This is a genomic window from Mycobacterium sp. IDUB_24, assembly GCF_055419385.1.
In genome coordinates this window covers 653,323-668,843 of record NZ_JBVAXO010000001.1, presented here as the reverse complement: position 1 = coordinate 668,843, position 15,521 = coordinate 653,323, and the positions used below count along the sequence as shown (strand labels likewise).

The window sequence follows — 15,521 nt, the reverse complement described above, 5'->3', positions numbered from 1 at the left end:
CTGTCACGGGCGCGTCTGCCCAGGTCAGCCCCCGGTGTATGCCGCTGAGGTGCGATCCGCCGCGGCGCGTGCCTGAGCGGGATCCTCGCCGCCGGCCAACGCGGCCTGGTACCAGAGTTCGCTCGCGGACGTCATGAACTCGCGGCCCTCGTCGCCGGCCGCCCAGGCCGCACCCTCCTCCGGTGTGATGCGATCACCGCTGCCGAGGTATCCGGCGAGACCGAGAAGCCCAGAGTCCCAACCGACTCCGACCGCTCCCGGCCCGAACTGAAGCCAGAACTCGTCATCGTCCTCGGCGTGCATGATGTGGTCGAGGGTGAAGGTGGCGCGGTTCTCGCCCGCTGCGGTGATGGTGACCTCTACCCAGCTGGTGGCCCCCATGGACTCCCACGTGGTCGTGAAGGAGCGCGGCGGTTCGCAGGTCAGCACCTCACCGGAAGCGTTTCCTTCCAGTTGGAAACGGCCGCCCACCTGTAGATCACCCGTGATCGGCAGGAACCAGCGCGGGATCCGCTCGAGGCTGGTGCAGGCATCCCAGAGATCGGCGGCGTCGGTGTCGTAGGTCTGGCTGACGCTCACGACGCGCGCCGCTCGGGCTTCGAACGTCTGGCGGCCCACACTGCGGCGGACAGCGTTGAGCTGGTGTTGGACGTCGATCACGGGGAAGCCTCCTTGTTCGTGGTTCTTCTTCGTTCACGTTTGCCGCGCGCGATCTCGGTCGCCAGCGCATCCAGATGCGGTGTCCAATTACGCCGGAAGCGCTCAAGCCACTGGTCGACCTCGCGTAGCGGCGTGGCGTCGACGCGGTACAACCGCCGCGTGCCCTCCGCCCGCACGCTGGCGAAACCGTTGTCCCGCAACACCTTGAGGTGTTGTGATACCGCGGGCTGGCTTATCTCGAACTCGGCTCGGATCACCTCGGTGATGGCACCGGATGACAGCTCGCCGGCCTGGATGAGCTCCAAGATCCGCCTGCGCACCGGGTCTCCGAGAATGTCGAAGGCGTGCACAGCTTCAGAATAGAAGCGGGGGCTTATATAAGTCAACAGTTATTCGTCTGCGCGATCACCATGGCCTGGGCCGTGGGCTCATCCAGCTGCGCCTGACGGGCGCGCTTGGTTGTCGCGTACACGGTGTATCCCGCCGACTCCAGGGCGGCGCACACCGCGGCGGTGTCGTGGCGCAGGAACGTCAGTTCCACGTCCCGGCCGAAGGCGTGGTCGTAGACCGCGGGTTCACCGTCGGTTTGGAAACCCAGCAGTATCCATCCGGCGTTGCTCAGGACCCGGCGGTACTCGGTGAACAGTTCCGGCAGAGCCACGGTTGGGGTGTGGATGATCGAGTACCAGGCACATACCGCATCGAAGGTCCCCGCCGTATACGGGAGATCGAACATGTCGGCGGTCTGAAACCGCAGCCGCGGCCACCGCTGGGCGGCCAGAGAAACCATCGCCGCCGAGCCGTCGATGCCTTCGACCCGAAGGCCGCAGTCGGCAAGCTCGGCGGTGGGCTCACCGGGCCCGCAGCCCACGTCGAGGGCGCTCGTGCCGCCGGACCGCACCACCAGGTCGGCGAAGGACCGCAGGACCGCGCGATCGAACGGCCGGTCGTCGAATTCGCCGGCAAAGGCCCGGGCGTACTCGGTGGCGATCAACTCATATTGCTCATAGGCCCCGCCGGTCACGCCGCCAACTCTAGGGCGCGACACGGGGAGCCCAGCTCAGGCTGGACGGTAAGGTTCCGCAGGTGAGCACCCCCGTCAAGCACGCCGCGTACTTGCGCGGTGGCCTGGTCGGTGGGTGCTCGGCGCTCACCGCAGCGGTCGCTCACACCGCGGCCGGCGGCATGGCCCCGACGAGTAGCCCGTTGATCGTGTTGCTGCTGTTGTGTGCCGCCCTCGGTGCCGCCGTCGGCGGGTTGAACACCCAGACCCGATGGGCCAGGACCGGCCTGCTGATCGCCGGCCTCGGCGCCGGACAACTCCTGGGCCACCTGGCACTCGCAATGTCCGGCGGCCACCATCACGCGGCATCGCTGCTCACAACCCCGATGATCGGGATGCATGCCGCTGCGGCGGTCGGCCTCGGCTTGGTGATCGGTATGGCCGAATACCTGTACGTGGTGTGCGCCTCGGTGCTGTCCTGGATGCGGATCTTCGCCGCCGCCCAGATCCACCCGTCGGTGCGCGAGCTCTGGCGGCCTTCGAATATCGTTGTGGCGCGGCCTGTTCTGCTGCGCACCGGCCTCGGAATGCGGGCACCGCCGGCAACGTCCGGCATCGGCTTCTAACCCCGCCTCCTTCATCTGAGCCCGTCGTCAGCGACGGGCTGTTACGCGTTGTGCCCTGTGCGCACCTCTCTGGTTCTCTCAAAATTCTTTTCCGCGAAGGCATTTCCATGACCATCACACCTGACGATCAACTCCGCGAGGAATCCCCTCCGCCCGTCAGCCGCCACTCCCTGCGTCCCCTTCTGGTGCGGCTGCACTTCTATGCCGGCATATTCGTCGGGCCGTTCATCCTGATCGCCGCCGTCACCGGCCTGCTCTATGCGCTGATCCCGCAGATCGACACGCACGTCTACCGGCACGAGCTGACGGTCGACCAGGTGGGCACCGAGCGGCTGCCGCTGGCAGACCAGCTTGCCGCGGCGCGGCACGCTCATCCGGAAGGCGTGGTCGAGAGCATCCGCCCGCCGGCTGCGCCTGACGAGACCACCCAGATCCGCCTGCTGGTGGGACCGGAATTCAAGGACATTCCGCCGGACTACTCGCGCACAGTGTTCGTCGATCCCTACACCGGTGAGGTGCGCGGGGCGCTGACCACCTACGGGCAGTGGATGCCGGTGCGGGCCTGGTTCGACGAGCTGCATCGCAACTTGCACCTCGGCGCGTTCGGACGCAACTACAGCGAGCTGGCTGCCAGCTGGATGTGGGTGATCGCACTGGCCGGGCTGGCCCTGTGGATCATGCGTCGCCGGGAGAACCGCACGATGCGCGACCTTGTCCTGCCGGACCGCACAGCTTCGGGGCGTCGACGCACGCTGTCCTGGCACGGTGCGGTGGGCGTGTGGATAGCGGCGGTCCTGCTCGCGTTGTCGGTCTCGGGTATCACCTGGTCCCGTTATGCGGGCGAGACGGTCAACGGGATCCAGGCACAGCTGAACACCACGGCACCTGCCGTCGACACCTCCCTGTCGGGTGGCCCGGTCGCTGAGGCCGCACACCACGGCCACCACGGCGGCCCGTCCGAGTTGCGCGGCGCCGACACCGTGTTGCGGACGGCTGAGCAGGCCGGGCTCCGCGGCCCGATGTGGATGTATCCGCCGGCTGAAGCCGGTCAAGCCTGGAAAGTGGCTGAACGCAAACGTGATTGGCCCACGCGTGCCGACGAGATCGCGGTCGACGCTGATTCCGGGAAGGTGACCGACCGGGTGAACTTCGCACAGTGGCCCATGCTCGCCAAGCTCACCGACTGGACGATCGATGCCCACATGGGCCTGCTGTTCGGTATTGCCAACCAGGCTGTGCTGGCGCTCACCATGGTCGGATTGATCACCGTCATCGTGCGGGGTTATCGGATGTGGTGGCTGCGCCGGCCCACGCGGGGGTCGGCCTGGGCGGTGGGCCGCCCACCGCTGCGCGGGGCGCTGCGCCAGTTGCCGCCGTGGGGCAGCGTGGCCGTGGTGGTCGTCGTCGCCGTCATCGGATGGTCCTTGCCGTTGTTCGGGTTGAGCCTGCTGGCCTTCCTGATCGTGGATGCGATCATCGCCATGCGGAAGCGCAGTGCCCACGGCCGGGGCTGAACTCAGGCCACCGGATGCAGGGTCAGGAGTAGCCGCACCAGTTCGACCTGGCGGTGGGTGTCGGTCTTGTCGAACACCCGGTGCAGGTGGGTGCGCACGGTGGTGATCGACACCGACAGGTCCTCGGCGATCTGCTTGGGATCAGCGCCGTGCGCCACCCGCAGCGCGATGTCGGCCTCGGTGCGCGTCAGGTGGTACAGGCGTTGCAGGAGGTCCGTGCCGGGTTCGGGCTCATGGCCCGGATCGGCCAACACCACCAGCGCCCGCCGGCGGTCGGGCTCGTCAAAGCGGTGGAGCGGCAGCACGTGAATCACGAATGGCCTGGTACCCGAGGGTCTTTGGGCGGTGAACGAGTGACCTCCCCGCACGCTGTCGGAGGTGCCGGTCAGCGCCGAGCGCAGAGCACGGTGCAGGGTCCGATTGGTTGGGGCATTGGCCGCCGTGATGCGCCTGGACACCACCTGAAGGCCGTCACCGTCACGCAGGACCTTTTCGGCCGCGGCGTTGAGGTTCAGTACCTGGCCGCCTGCCCCGATCACGACGATGCCGTGATCCACGGAATCCAGGGCGGCCTGCAGGTCTGCGTCCTCGCGGGCGAAGTCGTCGAGTGAGTGTTGCGCGCGTAGGGCCTGTTGCAGGTGCGGAACCAGGCTGCTGAACTGTTTGACCCTGTCTCTGGATCCGAACGACTCGGATGCCAACGGGGCGTGGACCAGGAAGCACGCCGGGCGCGGCCCTTGGGAGAGCCGGGCGAACAGGCCGTCCTCCAGTTCATTGGGGTGCAGCCAGTCGGTGTAGAACTCCGAATTGCGATGGGGGACGACCAGTTCTGTCCCGGTCCGGACGGTCCCCACCGCGCCCTTCTCGACGGTCGCCAGGGGCGCGTCGAGCCGGTGGTAATACTCGGCGTAGCTGGCGGCCGCGCCCGTGGGCAGAATCGAGTTCTGGATCGACCAGATCGACTGGTTGGCGGTGAGCAGCGCTCCGCCGTTGCCGCCGATCGCCCGGTGGATGTCGCGGATCGTGGACTCCCAGTGCTGGGGAGCGATCGCGGCGGCGTAGACGCCGGCTACAAGACGCGAGAATCCTTCGACCGTGAGCATGTCACGCGTCCCGATTCGTTCGTAGGCAGATGCATCGGCAGTTGGTGTGTCGGTACGTAGCTGGTGGACCTCGTTGGTGCCGACCGGTCCAGATGTCCGAGTAAACCACAGTCAATATCAACCGGATAGAGGATGTCCGGCTCCGATCTGGGTGGTTGTCTGCGGTGATGAATGGCGCCGGATGTTGATCACCGGGTCGCCGAAAATGAAGCCAGCAAAGGGGGCTCGGCATGTTTTCGTTCACCTCACCACGACCATCGGAGGTTGCCGGACAATTGTGGCGACGGCCGATCGACGGTCACGACCATGGGCGGCACTCCTACGAGTGCGCCTCGCGGTTGGTCTATTTCGAGTGGTCGGTGATGGCGCGGGAAATGGACCGGTTGTGACCTGACGGCTGCACTCCACAGAGCACAGACCGCTGATCTACGCTCGCGGTATGACCGATCACGACAAAGCCGCGGCGCGGCGCGAAATTGCCGACGCTCTGCTCAACGCCCTGAACCGGCGCCACGAGGTGCTCGACGTGATCGTGGACGCCGACGATCGCGCGGCCGCGGTCGAGGCGGTTGCCCAGCTTCTCGGCACCTCGCACGTGGCGTCGGAGGCCGTGGTGGGGTTGTCGTTCGCACAGATCACAAAGGATTCGCGACGGGCGATCGCGGCCGAACTCGATGACCTGAACAGCCAGCTCAGCTTCACGGTGTCCGAGCGCCCGGCGGCTTCGGGCGAATCCCTTGAGTTGCGGCCGTTCAGCGCCGACACCGACCGCGACATCTTCGTCGCCAGGACCACCGACGTGGGTGCCTCCGGCGACGGGTCGGGCGCTCCGGCGGCCGATGTCGACGACGAGATCCGCGCCGCGCTGCGCCGGGTGGACGCCGAAGAGGCTGCCTGGTTCGTGGCGTCGGAGGGCGACCAGAAGGTCGGCATGGTGTTCGGTGAGCTGACCCACGGTGAGGTCAACGTCCGGATCTGGATCCACCCGGACTTCCGTAAACGCGGCTACGGTACCGCCGCGCTGCGCAAATGCCGTTCGGAGATGGCGACGTACTTCCCCGCCGTGCCGATGGTCGTGCGAGCGCCGGGGGCCGAACCCCGCGCGTAGCTGACAGCCTCAGCTGTCAGTCTGGCCCCGCAGGCTCGCGACGATGGTGCGCGCCACGGTTTCGGCTCGCTGCCGGGAGTAACTCTGACCCTCGGACAGCAGCGGGTAGACCACTCCGCCGAGCAGGGCATCGGCGGCCGCCGACGCCAGGTCGGGCTCGATCCGGTCGGCCAGCAGTCGGGTGCGTACCGAGTCGAGGAGTGGCCGGCTGAAGCCTGCCCGCAGCCGCGCTGCGGTGTCCTCGTGTTCCAGTGAGGCGGCGGTCAGGATGCGCAACATGGCGTTGCCGCGCTTGGTGGTCAGGGCCGAGGCGAGCGTGCCTGCCCACGAGACCAGGTCCGCGGTGACGTCGTCGGTGTGGGGCATGGTGGCCAGGATCTTGTCGGCGTCCTCCAGGAGCACGTCGGCGACCAGTGCGGGCCGGCTCGGCCACCACCGGTAGATGGTCTGCTTGCCCACCCCGGCCCGCGTGGCGACCGCCTCGATGCTCAGCCCGTCAAAGCCCCGGTCCAATAGCAGGGCGCGGGTGGCCTCGATGATGGCCACCCGCGATTTCTCGCTGCGCCGCCGGGTCGGCCCTGAGTTTGTCGGCACTGTTGCGTCGCTGGTCGGGGTCGTCGGCATGCCCTTCTCGGTCCTTTGCAGGGATCTTTACACGGAAAGCTACCCACCGTAGTCTCCCACAAGACGAGACGTAGCGTCTCGTAAAACTGGAGAGACGAACGCAAGGGCACATGGCAAAAAAGAAACTGGTCATCGGGGCCAGCGGATTCCTCGGCTCGCATGTTGCCCGACGACTCGTCGAGCGCGGCGAGGATGTTCGCGTGCTCATCCGTAGCACCAGTTCCACCCGCGGTATCGACGATCTCGACGTGGAGCGGGTCTACGGCGACATCTTCGACCTCGAGTCGGTGCGCGCCGCGATGGACGACTGCGACGTGGTGTACTACTGCGTCGTCGACGCCCGCGCCTGGCTGAGTGATCCGGCTCCACTGAGGCGAACCAATGTCGAAGGGCTGCAAGGGGTCTTGGATGTCGCGGTGGAAGCGGGCCTACGAAAATTTGTTTTCACCAGCTCGATCGCCACGATCGGTATCGCCGAATGCGGGCCGGCCACCGAGGATCTGCCGCACAACTGGCTCGACATCGGCGGCGACTACGTGCACACCAGGGTGCTCGCCGAACAGATGGTGCTGCACTACGCCCGCGAGCGCGGCCTGCCCGCCGTCGCGATGTGTGTGTCGAACACCTACGGCCCGGGGGACTGGCTGCCGACGCCGCACGGCGGTCTGGTCGCCGCCGCCGTCCGGGGCAAGATGCCGTTCTACGTCAAGGGCGCCGCGGCCGAGACCGTCGGCATCGCCGATGCGGCCGAGGCGCTGGTCCTGGCCGGTGAACGGGGCCGGGTCGGCGAACGTTACATCGTGTCCGAACGATTCCTGAGCGCCCGCGAGATCTACCGAACCGCCTGCGCAGCAGTGGATGTCGAGCCACCACGGCGCGGTGTTCCGATCCGCCTGCTGGCGGGGGCGGGTGCAGTGGTCGATCCGCTGGCGCGACTGTGCAAGAAGGAGAACAAGCTCAGCCCGCTGACCGTGCGACTCATGCACGTGATGTCGCCGATGGATCACGGTAAGGCGGTCCGTGAACTCGGATGGCAGCCCAGGCCGACGACGGAATCCATCGCCGAGGGTGCCCGCTTCTTCGCCGCCAGGAGGCGCTCGTGACCCATGTGTCCATCGCTCTGACCCCGGAGCAACAACAGCTCAGCGAGGCCGTCGAGCAGTTCGCGGCCCGCCACGCACCGATCGACGCGACCCGGTCCGGGTTGGACGATCTGGCCGCAGGCCGGTTGCCAAGCTGGTGGGACGCACTGGTGGACAACGGCTTCCACGCCGTACATCTACCGGAATCAGTGGGCGGCCAGGGTGGTGGACTGGAAGACATGGCCTGCGTGCTCGAGGCCGCTGGATCGACCCTCCTGCCGGGCCCCCTGCTCACCACGGCGATCACCGGGGCCGCGGCGGCCTCGCAGCCGAGCCCCGCCGCCGATGCGTTGCTCAAGGAGATCACCGCCGGCACCCCCGCCGTCGTGGTGTCCGGAGACCACTCGGACTTCACGGCCCGGCGCGACGGCGACGAGTGGCGCCTCACCGGTTCGACGGGCCTCACCCTGGGAATGTGCTCGGCCCAGCGCGTCGTGGTGCCGTTCACCGACGAGACGGGCGCCCTGCTCTGGTTGGTGCTGAACCCGGTCGAGGGGCAGGTCGAGCCGCGTCGCGGCACCGACCTGACCACCGATCTGGGAATCCTGCGCCTACGCGATCACGCGGTGCCGGCCGGTGCGGTTCTGACCGGGTTGGACGCCGGCCGGGTCAGCGATCTGACCGTCGCGTTCACCGCCGCGGCGGCGGCCGGCATCACCCAGTGGTGTGTCGACACCGTCACCGAACATCTACGCACCCGTGAGCAATTCGGCAAGCCGATCGGCACATTCCAGGCGTTACAGCACAAGGCGGCAATGCTGCTGGTGAACAGCGCGCTGGCGACAGCAGCGGCCTGGGATGCGGTGCGGGCACTCAATGGGTCCACCGACACCGACCAGCACCGGCTGACCGCCTGCTCGGCCGCGGTGATGGCGGTCATGCCGGTTCCCGGCCTGGTGCTCGAGGCACTCACCATGCTCGGAGCGATCGGGTTCACCTGGGAACACGACCTGCACCTGTACTGGCGGCGGGCCACCAGCCTGGCTGCCTCGATCGGTCCGGTGTCGCGCTGGACCCGTAACCTCGGCGAGTTGTCGGCCAGCGCCACCCGCGATGTCACGGTGAACCTCGGCGAGTCAGATGCCGAATTCCGGGCCCGGGTTGCCGAGGTGCTCGACCGCGCACTCACATTGTCCGACAACGGCTTCGGGCGGCAAGGCGACTACCCGGAGTTCGCGGTGGGTGCACGGCGTGACCTGCTGGCCGACGCGGGGTTGATCGCCCCGCACTGGCCCGCGCCGTGGGGCCGTGACGCCAGCGTGCGCCAGCAGCTCATCGTGGACGAGGAGTTCGGCAAGCGCGCCGACCTGGGGCGACCTTCGGTGGGTATCGCCGAATGGATCCTGCCGAGTGTCATCGCGGCCGGAACTCCCGAATTGCAAGAACGTTTCGTGCCCGCGACGCTGCGCGGCGACCTGTCCTGGTGCCAGCTGTTCAGTGAGCCGGGCGCGGGCTCCGACCTGGCCTCGCTGAACACCCGGGCGGTGCGGGTAGAGGGTGGTTGGCAGATCAACGGGCACAAGATCTGGACCTCACTGGCTCATCGGGCCGATTACGGTGCGCTGCTGGCCCGAACCGATCCCGACGCCCCCAAGCACCGCGGTATCGGCTACTTCATCCTCGACATGCGCTCCCCCGGAGTGGAATTCCGTCAGATCACCCAGTCCAGCGGGCGGGCCGAGTTCAACGAGGTGTTCCTGACCGACGTATTCGTGCCCGACGAGATGCTGCTCGGCGACCCAGCTTCGGGCTGGCAGTTGGCCATCAGCACCATGGCCCACGAACGGGTGGCGATCAGCGGCTACGTCAACATCGACCGGATGGGCGCTCTGCGCGAACTTGTCACCGTCAGCATCGATCCCGATCCGGTGCTGCACGCCATCGGTGAGATCGACGCCTACACCAACGCACTCAAGGCGCTGGGGGTGCGTGAGACGTTGCGTCTGCTCGACGGGCAGGCGCCGGGTCCGGCGTCGAGCATCGCGAAGGTGGCCACCAATGTGATGTTGCGCCGCGCAGCCGAACTCACCCTGGGACTGATCGGACCGCTTGCCCTGGAACAGGACAGCCAACCGGCAGTGGTGGCGCCCTACCTGGACCTTCCCGCCGAGCTCATCGGCGGCGGAACCACCGAGATTCAGCTCAACATCATCGCCCAGCTGATCCTGGGTCTACCCCGCAAATAAGGAGACGATATTGGGATCGCGTAGGGGACTACGGGGCGAGGCCGCGATCGTCGGCTACGTCGAGCTTCCGCCCGAGCGGATGGCCAAGGCTGCGCCGGCCCCGTTCACCCTGGAACAGTGGGCGCTGTTGGCGGCCGCGGCTCTGGAGGACGCCGGTCTGTCGGCTGAACAGGTCGACGGCATCGTCACCTCGCACCTGGGTGAGTCTGAGATCTTCGTACCGTCCACGGTGGCCGAATATCTGGGCGTGCGAGCGAACTTCGCGGAGTTGCTGGACCTCGGCGGGGCCAGCGCTGCGGGCATGGTGTGGCGGGCAGCCGCCGCGATCGAACTCGGCCTGTGCGACGTGGTGCTGTGCGCCCTGCCTGCGCGTTACATCACCGCGACCTCCGAGCGGAAACCAAAGGTGCTGACCGACGCGGTGTTCTTCGGTTCGTCCAGCAACCAGTTCGGCTCGCCGCAGGCCGAATTCGACATTCCTTACGGCAACCTCGGCCAGAACGGCCCCTATGGCCAGGTCGCTCAGCGCTATGCCTATGAGTACGGCTATGACGAGCGGGCGATGGCCAAGATCGTGGTGGACCAGCGGGTCAATGCCAACCACACCGACGGCGCCATCTGGAAAGACAAGCCGCTGACCATCGAGGACGTCCTGGCCAGTCCGGTGATCGCCGACCCCCTGCACATGCTGGAGATCGTGATGCCCTGCGTCGGTGGGGCCGCAGTCGTCGTGGCCAGTGCCGAGGTGGCGGCACGCGCCCGCAACCGGCCGGTGTGGGTCAAGGGGTTTGGCGAGCATGTGCCGTTCAAGACACCCACCTACGCGGAGAACCTGCTGGACACCCCGATCCGTAAGGCCGCCGACACCGCGTTCGGGATGACCGGGCTAACGCGCGACCAGATGGACATGGTGTCGATCTACGACTGCTACACCATCACGGTGTTGCTCAGCCTGGAAGACGCGGGGTTCTGTGAGAAGGGCAAGGGCATGTCCTTCGTGTCCGATCACGACCTCACCTTCCGCGGCGATTTCCCACTCAACACCGCCGGCGGCCAACTCGGGTTCGGACAAGCAGGATTGGCCGGAGGTATGCACCACGTGTGTGATGCCACCCGCCAGATCATGGGCCGAGCGGGTGCGGCCCAGGTCGACGATTGCAACCGGGCGTTCGTCTCCGGCAACGGCGGCATCCTGTCTGAGCAAACCACCCTGATCCTGGAAGGCGACTGAGATCGATGACCGGATTCGCCCGGCCCATGCCGGTGAAAACCCCTACCAGCGAACCCTTCTGGGATGCGTTGGCGCAGCATCGCATCGTCATCCAGTATTCACCGTCGACGCAGGCCTGGGTGTTCTACCCCCGGGTGCTGGCACCCCGCACCCTGGCCGATGACCTGCAATGGCAGGAAATATCCGGGATGGGCACGTTGTACTCGTATACGGTGGCGCGCAGGCCCGTCGGGCCGCATTTCGCCGATGCCGTTCCGCAAATTCTGGCGATCGTCGAATGGGACGAAGGGCCGCGGTTCTCCACCGAGCTGGTCGATGTCGCGCCCGAAGATGTCAGCGTCGGGATGCGGGTGCGTCCGGTGTTCTGTGACTACCCGGAGTGCGACGTGACAATGCTTCGCTACACACGCGCCTGACCTCTGCGTTTCTCCAAAGATGGTGTCCGCCCTCACAAATTACTTGGCAGCGGGCTCACAGGAGAGGAGTATGGAGTCATGCTAACCATACGAAAACTCATGGGGTCAGTGTTCGTAGCGGGAGCGGCAGTCGCGATTGCAGCAGGACCCACTGCTGCACTTCTCACCGACGCGCCTACTACAACAATCAGTGCTCAGCCCAGCGGCGGCGGCGACGCCGGCGGTGGTGGTGGCTGCGACAGCGGACCGGGCTGGAACGGCTGCGGCGGCTGGAACCCGGCCCAGGGTGGCTTTGGCCACGGCTGCATCAACGGCGTCTGCGGTGGCTGGGACGGCCAGCGCGGCTGGGGCGGCTGACCAACCCCGCTGACGACGGCACCCACCGGCAGAGCGCTGCGGCATCTGTCCCCGATCGCATCACGGTGCCGTCGGGCCGGATGACCGCGGCCGTGGCTCGGCCGGTGCGTAACCACCGACCCAGATCGCTGTCGGCTCTGACCACGAGGACCGTCGTTCCCCGTTCGGTCAGTGCGTCGTGGGCAGCGGGGGGCACTGGTGTCGTCGAGACGAACGCAAAGCCTTTCGACTGCACTGTGATAGGGCAAAGCCTGCCCGCGAGCGACCGCTGACACCACGATCGGTGTACGAGCGCTGACCGTCGCAATGGCGGGGTGACTCCATCGAGCAGCCGCAGACGCAGCGCGGGAAGCTGGCTCAGTCCGGGCAGCAGCACGCGGCGCACGGCGTTGCCGAACCCACCGCCGGCGGTCATCGCCCATCCCATTGCCAATGCGAGCCGGATCAGGGCGCGGGCATGGGGCATTCGTTCCTGCGGGTAACTGTCCAGGATGTGCTCGGACAGGTCGCCCGCGATCACCGCAGCCAGTTTCCAGCACAGGTTCACCGCATCCCGCACACCTGCACCCATGCCCTGGCCGATGAACGGCGGTGTGAGATGCGCGGCATCCCCGAGCAGGAACACATTTCCGGCGCGCCAGCGCTCGGCGATCGCCGCCCGGAACGTGTACTCGGCTACCCGTACCAACTCGATGTCGCCGGCGGCACCCACCCATGGCGCTATCAGCGGCCGAAGCGTGTCGAGTGTCGCGTAATCTGCGGTCGATTCGTTCGGCAGGAGCCGGAACTCCCAGCGATAGCGGTCGTCCCCGATTCGCATGTAGGTCGCGGCACGATCCGGGTTGCACACCTGGTGCACCCCGTCCCACTGCCTGAGGTCGACGGTGCTCCGTAGGTCGGCAACCAACCAGCGTTGCTCGAAGTGCATGTCGGTCATCGCCACACCGAGCGTCCGACGGATCACACTGTTGGCCCCGTCGCAGCCGAGCAGGTAGTCGGCCTCGACATGTTCGATGGCCGTGGTGGTGCGGTCGACGAATGTCACCTGAATGCGGTCCTGGCCCAGCCGGGTGAAACCGGTGACCTCGACGTTGCCCCGCAACCGAACCTGGGGATACTGCGCCAGATTCGTGCGAAGCAGGTCCTCGAGCTGGGGTTGGTCGAACATGTTGGCTTGAGGGAAACCGTGCCTGCCGACGGGCTCACGAGTGAATCGGGCCAGCACCTGCAGGTCAGCGTCGAGCAGCTGCAACCCAGCTGCGGGTCGGGAGATCGCCGCGAACTGTTCGGAGAGACCGAGATCAGCCAGGACGCGGTAGATCTCATCGTCGAGGTGTACGGCACGTGGCTGCCGGTAAACCCCGGGCCAGCGATCGAGCACCAGGCAGTCGACTCCGTATCGGGCCAACAGTGTTGCGGCCATGACGCCGGTCGGTCCGGCACCGACGATGACGACCGAGGTCACTCGAACCGCACGGTGTTGCGTTGGCATCCGAGGTCGATCACGCCGTCGTCGGTGGAGATCGAAGCCTCGACCACGTCACCCTGGTGCAGGTAGCGCGGGTTGTTGGCCTGGCGTTTGAAGAATGCCTTCCACTTCACCGCCGGCGGAAGCAGCGCGCCGATCATCTCGATCGGCTTGGGAGGCGCGCTCAACGCCGTGCCCGCCGGGGTGCCGGTGAGGATGAGATCGCCGACGGCCATGTCCTGGAACCGGGCCAGGGACTGCAATGCCTGCGCGGGTCGGTACAGCATGTCGCCGTCGACCAGCATGTCCTGACGGACTTCACCGTTGACCCGAAGCCGCAGCCTCAGCTCGCCGAACCGGGCGAGCTCGTCGCCGTCGAGCAGGACAAGCGCGGGTCCGGTCGGAGTGAAGCTCGGGTAGGACTTGGCTTCGTAGAACTGTGTCTGCGGCAACTGGACGTCGCGGGCTGACACGTCGTTGGTGACCACCAGCCCGGCGATGTAATCCGCGAGACGGTCTGCGGAAACGACGGTGCCGGCCGGGATCTCCCGCCCGATCACCAGTCCGATCTCCACCTCGTAGTCGAGCAGCCGCACGTGAGCCGGTTTGACGATGTCGCCGTGCGGGCCCGTGATCGAGGCCGACGACTTGCGAAAGAACGTCAGCGGAACGTTGTCCGGGTCCATCCCGGAATCCCGGACATGTGAGGCGTAATTGGTCATCTGAGCCACGACCCGGCAGGGCCTGGTGATCGGAGACACCAGGTCCAACGAGTCCACGGGGACGGTCTCGGTGCCGGACGCCGCCGCGCGCACGGCTTCGCGGTCGGCCAGCAGCCCGGCTGTGGTGGTGGCCGGCGTGGCGATCCTGGCCGCACCCGAAGATGTATGCAGCCACCAGGATTCAGCGGTGCGAAGGACGGAAAGTGTCATGACTGGGCAACTTTCATCAGGCCGAGCAGGCGGTTGAGGTCGAACTCGTTGGCGGAACGCAGCGCGCTGAACATCGAACGCGCTTCGCCGGGAATCGATCTGGGGCCGATACCGAGGAAGTCCCGGGTGACCGGTGGGCCCCACTGGGCCAGCCCGGACGCGGTGAACGGGGACCATTCGGGTGTTGCCGTGCAGTCGAACATGTCGCCGTCCGTGAAGTGTTCGACGAGGAATCCGTCCGGATCGCGCCAGTAGTCGAACAGCTGACTGCCCTGGATGTGGCGACCGATACCCCATGACCGCCGGTAGCCGCGGTCCGTAAGGTGCTGACCGCCCGCGGCGAGTGCGTCGAGGTCGCACACCTGAAAGGCTGAGTGCACGTAGCGGTTTGCGGGTCCGAGCGCGAGCGCCAGGGTGTGATGGTCGGTGGGCGTCGTGCCGCGGTCACAACGGATGAAGCTCATCGTGGGGCCCCGCTCGCGTTGTCCGGGGAAGTACAGGAAATCGCTGACGATCAGTCCGAGATGTTCCAGATACCAGTCAAGAGTTTCGCGGTAGCGCGTGCTCTGGAGTACCAGATGTCCGAGGCGCTGCACTGTGGCGGGGACCCGAGGCGGGCGCTGGGTGGCGTTGATGCGCGGGACGTCGTGACCGAAGTTGAGCGGCAGCGGTTCCTGGGTTCTCAACCGTCCGAGTTGGTGGGTTCCGGTCACCACGCGCACCGGAAGGCCGGTTGGATCGGACAGCTCGACCGCGATGCCGCCGAGCGATTCGGGCAGTGGCCGGACCGGAGCGCCCGTGTGCTGTGCCAGCGTGTGCACGTCGCGTTCGTCGGCCGCGGTGAATGCCACCGCGGTGAAGCGTGAGCGGGAACCCGGCCGAGCAAGAACACAGGGCGGACCCGGGTCGGTGCCGCGCAACTGCAGTTCGGTCGGTGCGCGTGCGGCGATGCCGAACCCGAAGGCACGGGCGAAAGCCTCGGCCTTGACCAGATCGGGCTTCTCGAATTCGAGCCAGGCGAGGTCGTGGACTTTGATCACCGGGTTGGGTGCCCGGCCGGGGTGCTCCTGCATCGCTCTCTCCTTTAGCTGACGAAATCGTCACATACGACGCAACCATCAGTCAATAAGATTTGACGAAACCATCAGAAC

Annotated in this window: 17 protein-coding genes; 9 read left to right on the top strand and 8 right to left on the bottom strand. The window is 66.8% G+C overall.

The features are described from left to right. Positions 1-24: 24 nt before the first annotated feature. From ACZYZF_RS03295 to ACZYZF_RS03285, 3 genes are read right to left on the bottom strand one after another with little or no spacing between them, the layout of a single operon-like run. On the bottom strand, positions 25-660 hold the full coding sequence (locus ACZYZF_RS03295) for an SRPBCC domain-containing protein (RefSeq protein WP_463834507.1): 636 nt from the start codon (positions 658-660) through the stop codon (positions 25-27). After that, the gene (locus ACZYZF_RS03290; RefSeq protein ID WP_463743542.1) at positions 657-1,010 is read right to left on the bottom strand and encodes an ArsR/SmtB family transcription factor; all 354 of its coding nucleotides are present in this window, start codon (positions 1,008-1,010) and stop codon (positions 657-659) included. Before ACZYZF_RS03290 ends, ACZYZF_RS03295 begins: the two co-directional genes overlap by 4 nt. Before the next feature lie 32 nt (positions 1,011-1,042). Then, a complete protein-coding gene (locus ACZYZF_RS03285) occupies positions 1,043-1,684 on the bottom strand; it encodes a class I SAM-dependent methyltransferase (protein WP_463834505.1) in 642 nt (213 codons plus the stop codon). Positions 1,685-1,746: 62 nt separating this feature from the next. Here ACZYZF_RS03285 and ACZYZF_RS03280 point away from each other — a divergent pair, with 62 nt between their 5' ends. Both ACZYZF_RS03280 and ACZYZF_RS03275 read left to right on the top strand, forming a co-directional pair. After that, the gene (locus tag ACZYZF_RS03280; RefSeq protein ID WP_463743544.1) at positions 1,747-2,289 is read left to right on the top strand and encodes a hypothetical protein; all 543 of its coding nucleotides are present in this window, start codon (positions 1,747-1,749) and stop codon (positions 2,287-2,289) included. A 107-nt stretch (positions 2,290-2,396) separates the two neighbouring features. Further along, complete coding sequence (locus tag ACZYZF_RS03275) at positions 2,397-3,803, top strand: PepSY-associated TM helix domain-containing protein (protein WP_463834503.1); 1,407 nt, start codon at positions 2,397-2,399, stop codon at positions 3,801-3,803. 2 nt (positions 3,804-3,805) lie between these two features. Here the strand turns inward: ACZYZF_RS03275 and ACZYZF_RS03270 are convergent, their stop codons facing one another. Beyond that, complete coding sequence (locus ACZYZF_RS03270; RefSeq protein WP_463834501.1) at positions 3,806-4,906, bottom strand: helix-turn-helix transcriptional regulator; 1,101 nt, start codon at positions 4,904-4,906, stop codon at positions 3,806-3,808. Between the two features lie 230 nt (positions 4,907-5,136). On the opposite strand from ACZYZF_RS03270, the gene ACZYZF_RS03265 reads away from it, so the two are divergent. Beyond that, positions 5,137-5,295 carry a hypothetical protein gene (locus tag ACZYZF_RS03265; RefSeq protein ID WP_463834499.1) on the top strand — a complete coding sequence of 53 codons (159 nt, stop codon included), beginning with the start codon at positions 5,137-5,139 and terminating at the stop codon, positions 5,293-5,295. A 50-nt stretch (positions 5,296-5,345) separates the two neighbouring features. Then, positions 5,346-6,014: a GNAT family N-acetyltransferase gene (locus ACZYZF_RS03260; RefSeq protein WP_463834497.1), complete on the top strand. Its 669-nt coding sequence runs from the start codon at positions 5,346-5,348 to the stop codon at positions 6,012-6,014. Positions 6,015-6,023: 9 nt separating this feature from the next. Here ACZYZF_RS03260 and ACZYZF_RS03255 read toward each other — a convergent pair whose 3' ends face one another. Next, positions 6,024-6,638 (bottom strand): TetR/AcrR family transcriptional regulator, encoded by a 615-nt coding sequence (locus ACZYZF_RS03255; RefSeq protein WP_463743549.1) that lies wholly within the window; start codon positions 6,636-6,638, stop codon positions 6,024-6,026. Positions 6,639-6,748: 110 nt separating this feature from the next. On the opposite strand from ACZYZF_RS03255, the gene ACZYZF_RS03250 reads away from it, so the two are divergent. The 5 genes from ACZYZF_RS03250 to ACZYZF_RS03230 all read left to right on the top strand — a co-directional run bounded on the left by ACZYZF_RS03250 (position 6,749) and on the right by ACZYZF_RS03230 (position 11,970). Then, complete coding sequence (locus ACZYZF_RS03250) at positions 6,749-7,741, top strand: NAD-dependent epimerase/dehydratase family protein (protein WP_463834495.1); 993 nt, start codon at positions 6,749-6,751, stop codon at positions 7,739-7,741. A 5-nt stretch (positions 7,742-7,746) separates the two neighbouring features. Continuing rightward, positions 7,747-9,966, top strand: coding sequence for an acyl-CoA dehydrogenase family protein (locus ACZYZF_RS03245; protein WP_463835126.1), 2,220 nt, complete (start codon positions 7,747-7,749; stop codon positions 9,964-9,966). 79 nt (positions 9,967-10,045) lie between these two features. Further along, the gene (locus ACZYZF_RS03240; RefSeq protein WP_463744161.1) at positions 10,046-11,197 is read left to right on the top strand and encodes a thiolase family protein; all 1,152 of its coding nucleotides are present in this window, start codon (positions 10,046-10,048) and stop codon (positions 11,195-11,197) included. Between the two features lie 5 nt (positions 11,198-11,202). Further along, entirely contained in the window at positions 11,203-11,613 is a 411-nt protein-coding gene (locus tag ACZYZF_RS03235) for a Zn-ribbon domain-containing OB-fold protein (protein ID WP_463834493.1), read from the top strand. A gap of 78 nt (positions 11,614-11,691) precedes the next feature. After that, positions 11,692-11,970, top strand: a complete 279-nt coding sequence (locus ACZYZF_RS03230) for a hypothetical protein (protein WP_463834492.1) — start codon at positions 11,692-11,694, stop codon at positions 11,968-11,970. Here the strand turns inward: ACZYZF_RS03230 and mhpA are convergent. Genes mhpA through ACZYZF_RS03215 form a run of 3 tightly spaced genes read right to left on the bottom strand, consistent with a single transcriptional unit; the run spans position 11,921 to position 15,443 of the window. After that, complete coding sequence (mhpA, locus tag ACZYZF_RS03225) at positions 11,921-13,462, bottom strand: bifunctional 3-(3-hydroxy-phenyl)propionate/3-hydroxycinnamic acid hydroxylase MhpA (protein ID WP_463834490.1); 1,542 nt, start codon at positions 13,460-13,462, stop codon at positions 11,921-11,923. The two genes, ACZYZF_RS03230 and mhpA, sit on opposite strands and share 50 nt — an antisense overlap. Beyond that, positions 13,432-14,370: a fumarylacetoacetate hydrolase family protein gene (locus tag ACZYZF_RS03220; protein ID WP_463834488.1), complete on the bottom strand. Its 939-nt coding sequence runs from the start codon at positions 14,368-14,370 to the stop codon at positions 13,432-13,434. Before ACZYZF_RS03220 ends, mhpA begins: the two co-directional genes overlap by 31 nt. Beyond that, positions 14,367-15,443 (bottom strand): VOC family protein, encoded by a 1,077-nt coding sequence (locus ACZYZF_RS03215; protein ID WP_463834486.1) that lies wholly within the window; start codon positions 15,441-15,443, stop codon positions 14,367-14,369. The genes ACZYZF_RS03220 and ACZYZF_RS03215 overlap by 4 nt, the downstream gene beginning before the upstream one ends. Between the last annotated feature and the right edge of the window lie 78 nt (positions 15,444-15,521).